This is a genomic window from Rhodococcus sp. P4_F5, assembly GCF_056401315.1.
This window is the reverse complement of the sequence record NZ_JBFUJP010000008.1, coordinates 47,313-61,222: the sequence shown is the minus strand read 5'-3', so window position 1 is coordinate 61,222 and position 13,910 is coordinate 47,313. Positions and strand designations below refer to the sequence as shown.

The following is a 13,910-nucleotide window of genomic DNA, read 5'->3' as shown; positions in this document are numbered from 1 at the left end:
GCTCCTAGGCGGGGCTGGCGGCGTATCCGGCCTCTTCGACCGCGCCGAGTACTGCGGCGGGCGCGAGGGGCGCGGAGCTGGTGACGGTGAGGCGGCCGGTGGGGACGTCGACGGCGATGTCGGTGACCCCGTCGAGCTTGGCGACCTCGTCGCGCACGGATCCGGCGCAGTGTCCGCAGGTCATGCCGGTGACGGTGTAGTTGGCGATCTCCATGTCAATCTCCTCGGGTTCAGTATCCCATACCGATGGGGGGTAGGGCTTACGAGAGACGAACATACCCATGGGGGGTATCTAGCGCAACCTCGAGAATGATCTTGCGTGTTTATACCCCTGGGGGGTATAAACCGAACACGGCGATTGCGCCGGGACCGTTGCTCGTACACATGGAGGAGTGATCGAAATGAACCAGGACCAGATCCCCAGACCGACGCGGAAGTGGTTGGCGCTCAGTCTGATTGCGCTTGCCCAGTTCATGGTCATCATGGACACCTCGATCATCGGGGTGGCGTTGCCGGCGATGGGCGCGGACCTCGGCTTCACCCAGGAGAACCTGACCTGGGTGTTCAATGCTTACGTCGTCGTGTTCGGCGGGATGCTGTTGCTCGGCGGGCGGCTGTCGGACCTCTACGGCGCCCGGCGGATGTTCGGCCTGGGCTGGCTGATCCTGCTGGTCGGCTCGGCGATCGCGGGGTTCGCCGCAAACGTGCCGGTGGAGCTGGTCGGCCGCGCCGTGCAGGGTGTCGGTGCCGCACTGATCGCGCCGGCCGCACTCACCCTGTTGATGATGCTGTTCGGGTCGAGTCCCCGGGAGCTGACCAGGGCGCTCGCCGTCTACGGCGCCGCGGCCCCCGCGGGTGGCACGGCGGGGGTGTTCCTCGGCGGACTACTCACCGAGTACGCGTCGTGGCCGTGGGTGTTCTTCGTCAACATCCCGATCGCGATACTCGCCCTGATTGCGGCGCCCGCGCTGCTGCCCGGCGGGCGCGGCACGGCAACGGGCGGCGTCGACCTGCTCGGCGCGCTCACCGCCACGGTCGGCATCGGCGCGGCGGTCTTCGGCATCGTCCGCGCGCCCGAGGTCGGCTGGGGTGCGGCGCAGACGTGGGGGATCCTCGCCGCCTCCGCGGTGCTGCTCGCCGGGTTCGTGGTGATCCAGGCCCGGCGGCGCGAACCGTTGGTCCGGCTCGCGATCTTCCGCACTCCCAACCTGGGCGCCGCCAACCTCGCACAGTTCCTGCTCGGCGCCGCCTGGATCCCGATGTGGTTCTTCCTGAACCTTTACCTGCAGCAGGTGCTCGGCTACTCGGCGTTCCCCAGCGGAGCCGCCCTCATCCCGATGACCGCGCTGGTCATGATCGTCATGATCGTGCTCGCGCCCCGGCTGATCGCGCGGTTCGGGCCGAGGGCGATGGTGGTGGCCGGCCTGGTGCTGTTGGCGGCGGGGCTGGGCTGGCTGTCGCTGGTCCGTCCGGACGGCAACTTCTGGGTGGACGTGCTGCCCGCGTCGCTGGTCTCGGCGCTGGGCATGGCGCTGGCCTTCATCCCCTCACTGGGGACCGCGATCTCCAGTGCGCGACCGGAGGAGGGCGGACTGGCGTCGGGCATCGTCAACACCAGCTACCAGCTGGGGTCGGCGCTCGGGCTGGCGGCGGCGACGGCCGTCGCGGCGGCAGCGGGCGCGGGTGAGCTGGGGGACCTGGGCGCGCTGACCGACGGTTTCTCGGCGGCATTCGTGGTCGCCGCGGTGATCGCGCTCGTCGGGGCCGCGCTCGCTGCGCTCACCCTGCGCGGCTCGCGGGTCCCCGAGCCCGAGACCGAGTCGGTGACGCTCTGATGGCCCGCACGAAGGTGACCGCGCGGCTGGACGACCCCAGGCTCAGGGCCGTGCTGCGGTGCGCCGCGGGGTGCGCGCTGGCGGCATTGCAGGCGAGGGTGCGTCCGCGGCCCGGCGGTACTGCTCGCTGAAGGCGGCGTGCCGCTCGGCCAGCCGGAGGCACTGCTCGCGCAGCTCCGGCGGGCCGAGCACGGTGAAGCCGACACCGAACGCGGTGAGCCAGCCGGCGATRCCCGCCAGTGACTCGCCGCGAAGTTCCACCACGCAGCTGTGCCCGTCGACCGATTCGACCGCACCCCAGAACTCGTCGACCATCGGCGCGATCTGTTCGATCGGCGCGTCCAGCAGCACCCGGGCGCGGGCCTGGGCCAGCGCCCGGCCGATGCCGCGGGAGACGAACTCCGCGGCGTCACCGGCGGGCAGTTCGCGGGGCGTGAAGCGGGGGCCGGTGGGCGTCTTCGGCGTCATCCGGTCCACCCGGAACGAGCGCCAGTCGGCGCGGCGCAGGTCCCACGCGACGAGGTACCAGCGGGCGCCCGAGCGCACCAGCCGGTGCGGCTCGACCTCCCGTCGGGTCGGCGTGCCGTCGTGGGCGAGGTAGTCGAAGCGCAGCCGTTCGTGGGCGTGGCAGGCGGTGGCCAGGGCGGTGAGCACCTTCGCGTCGACGGCCGAGGGCGCCGGGCCGTGCGGCACCACCTCGATCCGCAGGGCGTCGAGGCGGTGCCGGAGCCTCGACGGCATCACCTGCCGCAGCTTGGTCAGCGCCTGCAGCGCGGCGTCGCCGATGCCCTCCACCGGCCCGACCGCGCCGGACTGCAACGCGAAGGCGACGGCCACGGCCTCCTCGTCGTCGAGCAGCAGCGGCGGCATCTGCGCGCCCGCACCCAGTCGGTAGCCGCCGCCGACCCCGACGTGGGCGTCGACGGGGTAGCCGAGGTCACGCAGCTTGTCCACGTCGCGGCGGACGGTACGGGTGGTGACGGCCAGCCGCTCGGCGAGGTCCGCGCCGGCCCACTCCTGGCGCATCTGCAGCAGTGACAGCAGTCGGAGCAGTCTCGCCGAGGTCTCGCGCATGGGTTCACCCTGCCACCGATCGCGGACAGGTGCTGTCCTCGATCATCGGGTTCCGAAAGCTCGGGTTCCGAAAGCTCGGGTTTCAAAAGCACTGAGGCCCGACACCTGTGAAGGTGCCGGGCCTCAGTTGGTCCAACGGGTCAGTCCGTCCTGCAGATCACTCCGCGGACTGCGCCAGCGTCCGTGCCATGCCACGCTCGACGGCGTCGACCAGGCGCGGCCGCAGGTCCGCGGACGGGACGATCGCGTGCACCGAGCCGACCTCGCGGGCGCGGTCGATGTTGTGGATCGCCTCGAACTCGGCGGCCACCTCGCCCAGCTTCGCGGACCGGACGGCCGACCGCTCGGCCCCGAGGGCTACCCGGATGCGGGCGCGCTCGGCGTCCTCGTTGGCCGCGGCCAGCTGCGCCTCGAGGTCGCGGATGCCGGGATCCGCGGCGGTGCGGGCGTTGACGTCGCGGGTGAACACCACGGCCGCGGCGGGCGCGCCGCCGAGCACCGAGGCGAACGAGCCCTCGACCGCGAGCACCTCCATGTTCTCGTTCAGGGCTCCGGAGAACACCACGAATGCGCCGCCGTGGTAGCGCGAGATCACCACGAACACGATCGGACCGTCGAAGTTGACGATGGCCCGGCCGATCTCGGCGCCGTACTCGAGCTGCAGGTTCCGCAGCGACTCCGGGGAGCCGTCGAAGCCGGACAGGTTGGCCAGCACCACGACGGGCCGGTTGCCGCTGGCGGCGTTGATCGCGCGGGCCGTCTTCTTCGACGAGCGCGGGAACAACGTGCCCGAGGTCCACTGGTCCGGTCCGTCGGTGGGGAACCAGCCCTTGCGGGCGATCGCCCGGGACTCGATGCCGATGACGGTCACGGCATTGCCGCCCAGGTGCGCGTCGAAGACCACCGAGGTGTCGGCGTCGGCCATGTCGGCCCAGCGCTCGAGCACCGCGTGGTCCTGGTCCACCACCGAGCGCATCACCGTGCGGATGTCGAACGGCTTCTTGCGGTCCGGGTTCGTGGCGCTCGAGAAGATCTCGCCGACGGTCTTGAACTCGCTGGACGGGTGCACGTGCGGGTAGCTGCGGATGTCCCGCTCGACCGGGTCCGTCGACTCCGCCTTGCGCGGGAAGCGTTCACCCGCACCGAGGTACGCGTGCTCGTAGTGACCGAACAGCACCTCGACGGCGGCCGTCAGGTTCGGCGCCCAGTACTGCGCCTGGCCGTTCGGGCCCATCACGCGGTCGTAGCCGCCGATGCCGAAGTTGTCCTCGGCCGAGACGCCGCCCGAGTAGTCGAGCGACTGCTTGCCGGTCAGCACCATCGCGCTCTCCGGGGTCATGACCAGGATGCCCTTGGTGTGCATGAGCATGGTGGCCTCGGCGTTCCAGTACGGCTGGGCGCCGACGTTGATGCCCGCGACGATCACGTTGATCTCGCCGCCGTTCTGGGTGAACGTGATGATCCGGCGCAGCCCGCGCGAGACCCAGTCCATGTTCTCGGTGCCGGACTCCATCGAGATGGTGGCGCCGGACGACAGGGCGAACCACTCGATCGGCGCGCCGAGCGATTCCGCGAGGTCGATCGCGGCGACGAGGCGCGAGCACTCCGCCTCGGCGACGGTGCCGAGCGCCTTGGTCGGGTCGCCGAACAGCGCGACCCGCGTCATGCCCTCGGGGTAACGCGTGGTGGGGGTGGACACCAGGCCGACGATCAGGCCCGCGGTGTTGCGGCCGTACGGACGATCCACCGGTGCCAGCGCGGTGCCGGTCTCGTCGAGGTCGTACTCGACGAAGGTGCCGCCCGCGGACAGCGCGGGGATCAACTCGTACGGGTAGACGGTGCCGCGAGCCTTCGAGCGCTGGACCTTCTGAGTGTACTCGTCGAGCGGCTTGAGCGGCTCGGTCGGCGGTTCGGTGACCGCGACCTGCAGTCCGGCACCCGAGCGGTACGAGAAGCGCACCGCCACCTGACGCGCCTTGGTGTTCGGCGACTCCTGCAGCCGGCCGATGATGGTCAGCTGCTCGAGGCCCGCGCCGACGGTGAGCGGGGCGACGTGCTGCGCGATCCGGGCGATCCGGTCCGCGGACACCTCGAACTTCGGCCAGACGTACAGCACGACCCGGTTGTTGTCGATGCGCTTCTTGCCGCGCTGGGCCTGGACCCGGCGGATGCCGTTGAGGCAGGACGCGACGGCCCGCTCGATGGCGGGCGCGGCGGCGATCTCGCCGTCGGCGTCGAACTGCAGCGTCAGGTCGCGCACCTGTGCCATCGCGATCAGCCGCTCGTCGGCGGGGTTCTCCCTGGCGACGAGGTGGTACAGGAACGTGTCGGCGGGCGCGGGCAGCCGGGTGCCCTCGAAGTTCTTCAGCCGCCACATGTCCAGGCGCTGCGCGGTGAGCGGATGCATGTCGCGGATGATCTTGTCCTCGACCAGACCCGAATCCGGCTGCGGCGCAGGGCGGAACGTCACCACGCGCTGCACCGTGATCGCACCGGGGGTGGCCACGGTGACGGTGACGCGCCGCCAACGGGCGGCACCCGCATGCGCCTGCAGGGCCTCGTGCAGGGACTGCGCGAGGGCATCGCCGTCGGCCGGGGCCTCGGGCCACGTCAGGTACAGGTCGACGACCAGGTTGGTCGGGGCCGGGCCCGCCACGGCGTCGACCACGGCCAKGGCCTCGGTCAGCCGGGTACGGTCCGCGGTCACCGAGACCAGGTTCAACTGCTCGCCCGACAGCTCGAAAGTGCCCGTGACACAGGGCAGCCCGTGCCCGCCGACGGACTTGACGTCGGAGAGGCCGCGGATCTTGTAGTACTGGCGGGTGACCACCTCGAGCAGATCCGCGGCGGTGGAACCGGGGTCGGCGAGGAGCCCGACGAGCGGCTCCGGGGTGTCGACCATGGCGTCGATCCGGGCGTCACGGTCGGCCGAGCCGGGGTGCTCGGCCAGGAACTGGAGGCTGCCGCGGACTCCGTCGTAGATCTGCTCGCGGGCCTTGAGCACCACCGGCTCGTCGAAGATCCGGAACTGGATGTTGCGGGCCACGTCGCCGATCAGCGGGAAGCGGGCCTGGGTGGCGACGACCAGCCGGTCCAGCACCTCGGAGAGTGCGGGGCAGGTTTCGGCGTCGACCCGGCCGTCGCGCAGCCAGCGGGAGAGCAGTGCCGCGACGATCGGCACCTGGGTCTCCATCCGCTGCTGGGCGACGAAGATCCGGTGGACGGCCTCCTCGAGCTCCGGCGTGCGGTCGAGCTCGGCCACGTCGTAATGCAGCAGTGACCGGGAAAGCTTGGCGCGGAAGGAATCCGGAAGTCCCTCGACGTCCACGTCGAGCGACTGCAGGAACGAGTGGAAGTGCTCACGCGGGCTGTGCACGCGCTCGACCGTGTCCTCCTTGCCGGCGGTGGGCCGGTTGCGGGAGAGCTCGCACAGGTCCGCGAACGTGGTCAGCACGGCCAGTTCGGCCTGCACCAGGGTGGCGTCGGATTCGGGCACCCGGGCCCGCAGCTCCTCGAACTCGGCGAGCAGGGCCTTGGCCCGGGCGGCGTCGACGTCGTAGCCGGTGATCATCGCGGTCAGCGTGTCGAGCCGGACCAGGGCCTCGGTGAGGTCGTCACGGTCGCGGGCGGCGGGCGCGACGAACTCGACCCGCGGGGCCTTCTCGGTCACCGTCTCCTCGGCCACCTGGTCGACCCGCAGCAGCGGGGCGCCGGCGTCGACCTGGGCGTTGACCACGGCCAGCACCTCGCGGACCTGGCCGGCGTACGGCGCCCGGATCGCGGTCTCCATCTTCATGGCCTCGAGCACCACCAGCGTGGCGCCGGCCTCCACCTCGTCGCCGACGGCGACGGGAATGGCGACCACGACGGCGGGCGACGGGGCGCGGACCACGCCGGCCTCGTCCTGGCTGATCTGGTGGCTGATGCCGTCGACCTCGACGAGGTGGTGCGCGGGTCCGGTGACGGACACGACGTGGTGTCGCCGCCCGCCGATGACGAGCCGTCGCTCGAACTCGCCGAGCCGGTCGACGTCGACCTCGACCTCGCCGCTGTCGCCGTCCACCACGTAGCGGTGCGGACCGATCTGGCCGACGACCAGCTGGTAGGCCTGGCCCTGGTAGGTCAGCTCGACCGGGCGGCCGACGGTGTTCTTGGTGCGGGGCCGGCCGCCGCGGGCGGAGGCGAGGAAGCTGGTGCGTTCGCGGGCGTCCTCGGCGTCGTAGACGCCGATCGCGGTGGCGAGCAGCGCGACGGAGGCGAGGCGCGTCGGGCCGCTGACGGTGCCGGCGCCGGTGCGGTCCAGCCAGCCGGTGTCGGCGCTGGCGGTGATCACCTCTTCGCGGTCCAGCAGGTCGAGCAGGAAGGACTTGGTGGTGGTGCCGCCGGCGAGGACGACGGTGGTCTCGCGGAGCGCGGTGCGCAGCCGGGCGAGCGCCTCGGACCGGTCGCGGCCCCAGGCGATGACCTTGGCGACCATGGAGTCGTAGTCGGACGGGATGACGTCGCCCTGGGCGATGCCGGTGTCCACGCGCAGGCCGGAGCCGAGCGGGAACTTGAGCAGCTGCACCGTGCCGGGGGCGGGGGCGAAGCCGTTGTCGGCGTCCTCCGCGTTGAGGCGGGCCTCGACGGCGTGGCCGAACTCGGGCGGGCAGTCGCCGACCAGGGGGGTGCCGCCCGCGACCTGGATCTGCAGCTTGACCAGGTCGATGCCGGTGGTGGCCTCGGTGATCGGGTGCTCGACCTGCAGGCGGGTGTTCACCTCGAGGAAGGTGAACAGGCCCTGCGAGGGCTGGTAGAGGTACTCCACGGTGCCGGCGCCGCAGTAGCCGGCGGCGCGGACCAGGTCCGCGGAGACGGTGCGCAGGTGGTCGGCCTGCTCCTTGGACAGCAGCGGCGAGGCGGACTCCTCGATGACCTTCTGGTTCTTGCGCTGGATCGAGCAGTCGCGGACGCCGGGGGCCCAGACGTTGCCGTGGGCGTCGGCGATCACCTGCACCTCGACGTGGCGGGCCTCGGTGACCAGCCGTTCGATGAACACGACCGGGTCGCCGAAGGACCGCTCGGCCTCGCCCTGGGTGCGCTCGAGGGCGAGCTCGAGCTCCTCCTCGGCGAACACCTTGCGGATGCCGCGGCCGCCACCGCCGGAGCGGGCCTTGATGATCAGGGGGTAGCCGATCGCCTGGGCGTGGCGTCGGGCGTCGGCGCGGGTCTCGACGGGGCCGCCGGACCACGGCGCCACCGGCACTCCGACCTTCTCGGCGAGCAGCTTGGCCTCGACCTTGTCGCCCAGCAGACGCATGGCGTCGCCGGAGGGGCCGATGAAGGTGATGCCGAGCCGGGCGCACAGGTCCGCGAACGCGGGGTCCTCGGCGACGAAGCCCCAGCCGACCCAGACGGCGTCGGCCTTGGCCTCGACCAGGGCGCGCTCGAGCTCGGCGTGGTCGAGGTAGGGCGTGGCGGCGGTCGCGGACGGACGGAGGGTGACGCCCTCGTCTGCCTGCCGGACGAACATGGCCCGTCGCTCGGCCTCCGTGTGCAGGGCGATCGTCGTGATGCCGTAGTCGTGCTCGGCGTTGAGCTCCCGGACGGCGCGAATCAGGCGTACGGCCGCCTCGCCCCGGTTGACCACTGCAATCCGTGTGAACATCCCTTTTGCCACCGTTCTTGTGCCTCTTCTCGAAGAAGTTTCTCGACCGTGCCGTGGTAACGGGTCGGGCCGCGCCCATTCGGACGAGGTTGGGTCGCGCCAAATTGGACGCACAGGGAATTCGACCGCGCTCGCGATTGCGATGCGATGGCGATGAATCCTGAGGAACTTTCGGCCCCCAGCCGGCGTCATTGCGCGGCCCTGCCTGTGTGCCAGCATGCATTATTTCGGGGCCGATGTCATGTCGTTCGCCCGGTTCATCAAATATGCAGTCGCACAATCGATTTGGCGGACAATTTCAGCCTCCGGAGAGGCTCGAAAAACCTACTTCCGAGTAGTTTTCCGCGTACTCGCCAGTAGCATTTTTGCGCCAGACGGAGATCGGGACGGCGATCTTGCTGTGACTGCGAGTATCGAGTCGGCGACCGTGCCGGCGCTCGCGCGCGGGCCCGCGCGGGGCCGCCCGGTCGGCGCTCGCCCTGGACGTTTGCCCAGGTGGATGCGGGTGCCTTTGTGATGTAAAACGGTACTGGATCGCGCTCGTGATCCAGCTCACAGCGTCCCTGTGACGCGAGGCCGTCGTGACGCACCGCCCCCACTCGGAAGTGTGGGGTCCTGCTGCCGATCGACAAGAAAGGTGTTGGGCGATGCTGCTTCCGATGTCCCCCGCAGATGCGGTTTTCCTGCTCGGCGAGACGAGGGAGCATCCGATGCACGTCGGTGGGCTGGTGCTGCTGCAACCGGCGGACGGGGCCGACGCGTGGGACCTGCGCGCGATGCTCGACGACGCGATGGCCCGGGGTGAGGTGTCGCCGAAACTGCGCCGCCGCGCCCGGCGGTCGGTGACCTCGCTCGGCCAGTGGGGCTGGGAGGCGGACGTCGATGTCGACCTCGGCCACCACGTGCGGCACAGCGCGCTGCCGCAGCCGGGTGGGATGGCGGAGCTGATGGACCTGGTGTCCCGGCTGCACGCGGGACTGCTGGACCGGGGCCGGCCGCTGTGGGAGATGCACCTGATCGAGGGTCTCGCCGACGGCCGTCTCGCGGTGTACACGAAGATCCACCATGCGCTGGCCGACGGGGTCTCCGCGATGCGGATGCTGCGTGGGGCGCTGAGCACGGACCCCGACGTCCGCGGCATGCCGGCGCCCTGGGAACCGATCGAGGGCGCGTCCCGGTCGACGGCGGTCGACGACGGCGCAAACCCGGTGGGGAAGGCAGCCGGTGCTGCGTTGCGCACCTTCGGGGGAGTGATGGGGGAGGTCGCGGGGATGGTCCCGGCGCTCGTCGGCACCGTCGACCGCGCCCTGCACGAGCGGGGCGGCGCCCTCTCGCTGGCGGCGCCGCGGTCGATGTTCAACGTGCCGATCGGCGGGGCCCGACGGTTCGCGGCACGGTCCTGGCCGCTCGAACGGCTCCGGCTGGTCGCCAAGCACGCCGATGCCACCGTCAACGACGTGGTCCTGGCGATGTGCGCGGGCGCCCTGCGTGGGTACCTCGACCAGCTCGACGAACTGYCCGCGGAGTCACTGGTCGCGATGGTGCCGGTCTCGTTGCGGCGTGAACGCCAGGAAGGCAAGTCGGGCAACGAGATCGGGCTGCTGACCTGCAGCCTGGCCACCGATCGGGTGGACCCGGTGGAGCGGCTCGCCGCGATCGGCGAGTCGATGCGACAGGGCAAGGACTCGATGCGCACCCGGACCTCGTCGCAGATCCTCGCGATGAGTGCGCTCGGTGCCGCCCCCCTGGCGATGGGAATGATGCTGGGCCGCGGCGGGCCGATCCGCTCCGCCAACGTGATGATCTCCAACGTGCCCGGCCCCGCGACGCCGCTGTACTGGAACGGTGCCCGGATGACGGCGCTGTACCCGCTGTCCATTCCCGTGCACGGGCAGGCGCTCAACATCACCTGCACCAGTACCGACGACGAGATCGCGTTCGGGCTCACCGGCTGCCGACGCAGCGTGCCCGCGCTCGCGCCGCTCCTCGGTCACCTCGACGACGAGCTCGTCGGGCTCGAGGAGGCCTTCGGGCTGTAGCGCGCGCTCCGCGGTCAGCGGAGCGGCCCGGCGAGCATCCACCGGTGGCCGAACGGGTCGACGAGGGTGGCGCCGCGGTGCCCGTGCGCGTCCGCGGGCTCCTGCTCGACGCGGGCACCTGCTCTCCGGGCCCGCTCCAGGGTTGCGTCGGTGTCGGCCACCGGCAGCATCAGGCTCACCGCGGCCGCGCCCGTCGTCGGCGCGACGACACCGATCTCCGGGAACTCGTCGGCCAGGTAGAGCGTGCCGTCGCCGATGCGCAGTTCGCAGTGTCCGATCCGGCCGTCGGGCATCTCCACCGGTTCGCCGTCCATCCGCGCGTCGAAGACCTGGGCGTACCACTCGGCGGCGCGGCGAGCGTCGTGGGCGCAGAGGTACGGCAGCGCCGCGGGGCGCGGCACCACGGATGCGGCACGATCGTCGGGATCGGACATGTCGACTCCTTCGGGTCGTCGGGCGCGACCGCGGGCAATGCTCGCCGCAGGTGGCCGTACCCGCCGGACGTGCTCGTCCATTGTCGCCCCTGCCCGCGGTTGCCGGCGGCGGCCGAACTCCGACGGTCAGAGGGCATCGTTCTGTCCACTAGGCTGGGGACTTGTGCTGTCAGTTGTCCCCAGTCCGGTGATCGTCCGGGCACCGTCCAAGGTGAATCTCCACCTCGGGGTCGGTGACCTGCGCGAAGACGGCTACCACGAACTGACCTCCGTGTTCCAGGCGCTCTCGCTCAGCGACGACGTCCGGGTGTCGGACGCCGACGAGTTGTCGGTCGAGGTCCACGGCGAGGACGCGCGGGCGGTCCCCACCGACCACCGGAACCTGGTGTGGCAGGCGGCGGAGTTGCTGGCCGAGCACGCCGGACGTCGTCCCGACGTCGCGATCAGCATCCGCAAGGGCATCCCCGTCGCCGGCGGGATGGCGGGGGGCAGCGCGGACGCCGCGGCCACCCTGGTCGCGCTCGACGCGCTGTGGGAGCTCGGACTCGACCGCGCCGAGCTCGTCGAGTTCGCCGCCCGGCTCGGCAGCGACGTGCCGTTCTCCCTGCACGGTGCCACCGCGCTCGGCACCGGCCGCGGCGAGCAACTGCTTCCGGTGTTGTCCCGCAACACCTTCCACTGGGTTCTTGCGCTCGCGAAGGGTGGGCTGAGCACGCCGACGGTGTTCCGGGAACTGGATCGGCTGCGCGCCGACGGCAACCCGCCACGGCTCGGCGGAGCCGAGGACCTCATGCACGCCCTGGCCTCCGGGGACGCCGCGACGCTGGCCCCACTGCTCGGCAACGACCTGCAGCCGGCGGCGCTCTCACTCGCGCCGGGGCTGCGCCGCACCCTGCGTGCAGGCACCAACGCAGGCGCCCTCGCCGGGATTGTCTCCGGCTCCGGGCCCACCTGCGCATTTCTCTGCGCCGACGCCGAGGCCGCGGTCGCGGTCGGCGCCGAACTGGCAGGCGCCGGAGTGTGCCGGACCGTGCGGATCGCGCACGGACCGGTGCCCGGCGCACGCGTCATTACCCACGAGACGGAGCACTGATGGCAAACCTGGTCAACCTCGAGCAGGTGTCGAAGTCGTTCGGCATCGCACCCCTGCTGGACTCCGTCTCCCTCGGCGTGCAGGAGGGCGAACGGATCGGCGTCGTCGGCCTCAACGGCGGCGGCAAGACCACCATGCTCGAGGTGCTGGCCGGCATCGAGGCACCGGACTCCGGCCGGGTCAGCCGGGTCGGCGGCCTGCGGATGGCCGTCGTCACCCAGCGCGGGGTGCTGCCCGCCGGATCCACCGTCGCGGACGTGGTGCTGGCCCCGCTCGGGGTGGCCGAGCACGAGTGGGCCGGCAATGCCCGGATCCGTTCCATCCTGGCCGGGATCGGCATCGACTCCGTGGGCCTGGACCGGGGCGTCGAGGGGCTCTCCGGCGGCGAGCGCCGGCGGGTGGCGTTGGCAGCGGCCCTGGTGCAGGACCTGGACCTGCTGGTCCTCGACGAGCCCACCAACCACCTCGACGTCGAGGGCGTGCAGTGGCTGGCCGAGCACCTGGTGTCGCGGCGCAGCGCGCTGGTCGTCGTCACCCACGACCGCTGGTTCCTCGACACCGTCGCCAACCGCACCTGGGAGGTGGTGGGCGGCAAGGTCGAGAGCTACGAGGGTGGCTACAACGACTGGATCTTCGCCCGCGCGGAGCGCTCCCGGCAGGCAGACGCCTCCGAGGAGCGCCGTCGCAACCTGGCCCGCAAGGAGCTGGCATGGCTGCGCCGCGGCGCCCCCGCGCGAACCTCCAAGCCGAAGTACCGGATCGAGGCCGCCGAGGCGCTGATCGCGGACGTGCCGCCGCCCCGCGACAACGTCGCCCTGGCCACCTTCGCGCAGCGCCGGCTCGGCAAGGTCGTCATCGAGCTCGAGGACACGCGGCTGACCACGCCCGACGGCCGCGAACTGGTGCACGACCTGACCTGGCGGCTCGCCCCCGGCGAGCGGATCGGTCTGGTCGGCGTCAACGGCTCGGGCAAGACCACCCTGCTGCGGACCCTCGCCGGTGAGCTCGAACCCGCGTCGGGTCGCCGTATCCAGGGGCAGACCGTCAAGATCGGCTGGCTCCGTCAGGAGCTCGACGACCTGCCCGTCAAGATGCGGGTGCTCGAGGCGGTCAAGGACATCGCCGAGCGGATCACCTTGGGGGACAAGGAAGTTTCGGCCGGACAGTTGGCCGAGCGGTTGGGCTTCACGCCGGCCCGGCAGCGCACCCCGGTCGGCGACCTCTCCGGTGGCGAGCGCCGCCGGCTGCAGCTGACGCGAGTGCTGATGTCCGAGCCGAACGTGCTGCTCCTCGACGAGCCGACCAACGACCTGGACATTGACACCCTCCAGCAGCTCGAGGACATCCTCGACGGCTGGGCCGGGACCATGGTCGTGATCAGCCACGACCGGTACCTGATCGAGCGTCTCTGCGACAGCACCTGGGCGCTGTTCGGGGACGGCAAGCTGACCAACCTCCCGGGCGGCATCGAGGAGTACCTGCGCCGCCGCGCGGCGGTCACCGCGCTGGCCGGACCCGGCCCGGCGCCGGAGGTGGCGCCGCGTTCGGGCGCGTCCGCGGCGGCCCGCGACGGCGCCGCCGATCGCGCCGCGCGCAAGGAGCTGAGCAAGCTCGAGCGGCAGGTCGCCAAGCTCGACGACCGCGAGAAGGCGCTGCACGCCGCGCTCGCGGAGGCGTCCACCGACCAGCAGCGGCTGCAGGACCTCGACGCGGAGCTGCGTCAGGTGCTGGCGGAGAAGGACTCCGTCGAGGAACGCTGGATGGAACTGGCCGCCGAACTCGACTAGT

Annotated in this window: 8 protein-coding genes; 4 read left to right on the top strand and 4 right to left on the bottom strand. The window is 71.4% G+C overall.

The features are described from left to right. Window positions 1–4: 4 nt before the first annotated feature. A complete protein-coding gene (locus AC1DU4_RS06295; RefSeq protein ID WP_477838191.1) occupies window positions 5–214 on the bottom strand; it encodes a heavy-metal-associated domain-containing protein in 210 nt (69 codons plus the stop codon). 187 nt (window positions 215–401) lie between these two features. On the opposite strand from AC1DU4_RS06295, the gene AC1DU4_RS06290 reads away from it, so the two are divergent. Beyond that, window positions 402–1,835 (top strand): MFS transporter, encoded by a 1,434-nt coding sequence (locus tag AC1DU4_RS06290; RefSeq protein WP_477838190.1) that lies wholly within the window; start codon window positions 402–404, stop codon window positions 1,833–1,835. A gap of 42 nt (window positions 1,836–1,877) precedes the next feature. Here the strand turns inward: AC1DU4_RS06290 and AC1DU4_RS06285 are convergent, their stop codons facing one another. Both AC1DU4_RS06285 and AC1DU4_RS06280 read right to left on the bottom strand, forming a co-directional pair. Then, entirely contained in the window at window positions 1,878–2,909 is a 1,032-nt protein-coding gene (locus tag AC1DU4_RS06285; protein WP_477838189.1) for a helix-turn-helix transcriptional regulator, read from the bottom strand. Between the two features lie 157 nt (window positions 2,910–3,066). Then, window positions 3,067–8,556 carry an ATP-binding protein gene (locus AC1DU4_RS06280; protein WP_477838188.1) on the bottom strand — a complete coding sequence of 1,830 codons (5,490 nt, stop codon included), beginning with the start codon at window positions 8,554–8,556 and terminating at the stop codon, window positions 3,067–3,069. 647 nt (window positions 8,557–9,203) lie between these two features. On the opposite strand from AC1DU4_RS06280, the gene AC1DU4_RS06275 reads away from it, so the two are divergent. Continuing rightward, window positions 9,204–10,595 carry a WS/DGAT/MGAT family O-acyltransferase gene (locus AC1DU4_RS06275; protein WP_477838187.1) on the top strand — a complete coding sequence of 464 codons (1,392 nt, stop codon included), beginning with the start codon at window positions 9,204–9,206 and terminating at the stop codon, window positions 10,593–10,595. 14 nt (window positions 10,596–10,609) lie between these two features. On the opposite strand, the gene AC1DU4_RS06270 is transcribed toward AC1DU4_RS06275, so the two are convergent. Continuing rightward, window positions 10,610–11,029 (bottom strand): VOC family protein, encoded by a 420-nt coding sequence (locus tag AC1DU4_RS06270; RefSeq protein ID WP_477838186.1) that lies wholly within the window; start codon window positions 11,027–11,029, stop codon window positions 10,610–10,612. A gap of 163 nt (window positions 11,030–11,192) precedes the next feature. Here AC1DU4_RS06270 and AC1DU4_RS06265 point away from each other — a divergent pair, with 163 nt between their 5' ends. Beyond that, the gene (locus AC1DU4_RS06265; protein WP_072845409.1) at window positions 11,193–12,122 is read left to right on the top strand and encodes a 4-(cytidine 5'-diphospho)-2-C-methyl-D-erythritol kinase; all 930 of its coding nucleotides are present in this window, start codon (window positions 11,193–11,195) and stop codon (window positions 12,120–12,122) included. After that, window positions 12,122–13,909 (top strand): ABC-F family ATP-binding cassette domain-containing protein, encoded by a 1,788-nt coding sequence (locus AC1DU4_RS06260; protein WP_477838185.1) that lies wholly within the window; start codon window positions 12,122–12,124, stop codon window positions 13,907–13,909. The genes AC1DU4_RS06265 and AC1DU4_RS06260 overlap by 1 nt, the downstream gene beginning before the upstream one ends. Window position 13,910: the final 1 nt, after the last annotated feature.

Excerpts from the sequence above, each read along its gene's own strand:
- AC1DU4_RS06260 (WP_477838185.1), top strand. The coding sequence starts at position 12,122 with ATGGCAAACCTGGTCAACCTCGAGCAGGTGTCGAAGTCGTTCGGCATC.
- AC1DU4_RS06295 (WP_477838191.1), bottom strand. The coding sequence starts at position 214 with ATGGAGATCGCCAACTACACCGTCACCGGCATGACCTGCGGACACTGC.
- AC1DU4_RS06270 (WP_477838186.1), bottom strand. The coding sequence starts at position 11,029 with ATGTCCGATCCCGACGATCGTGCCGCATCCGTGGTGCCGCGCCCCGCG.
- AC1DU4_RS06290 (WP_477838190.1), top strand. The coding sequence starts at position 402 with ATGAACCAGGACCAGATCCCCAGACCGACGCGGAAGTGGTTGGCGCTC.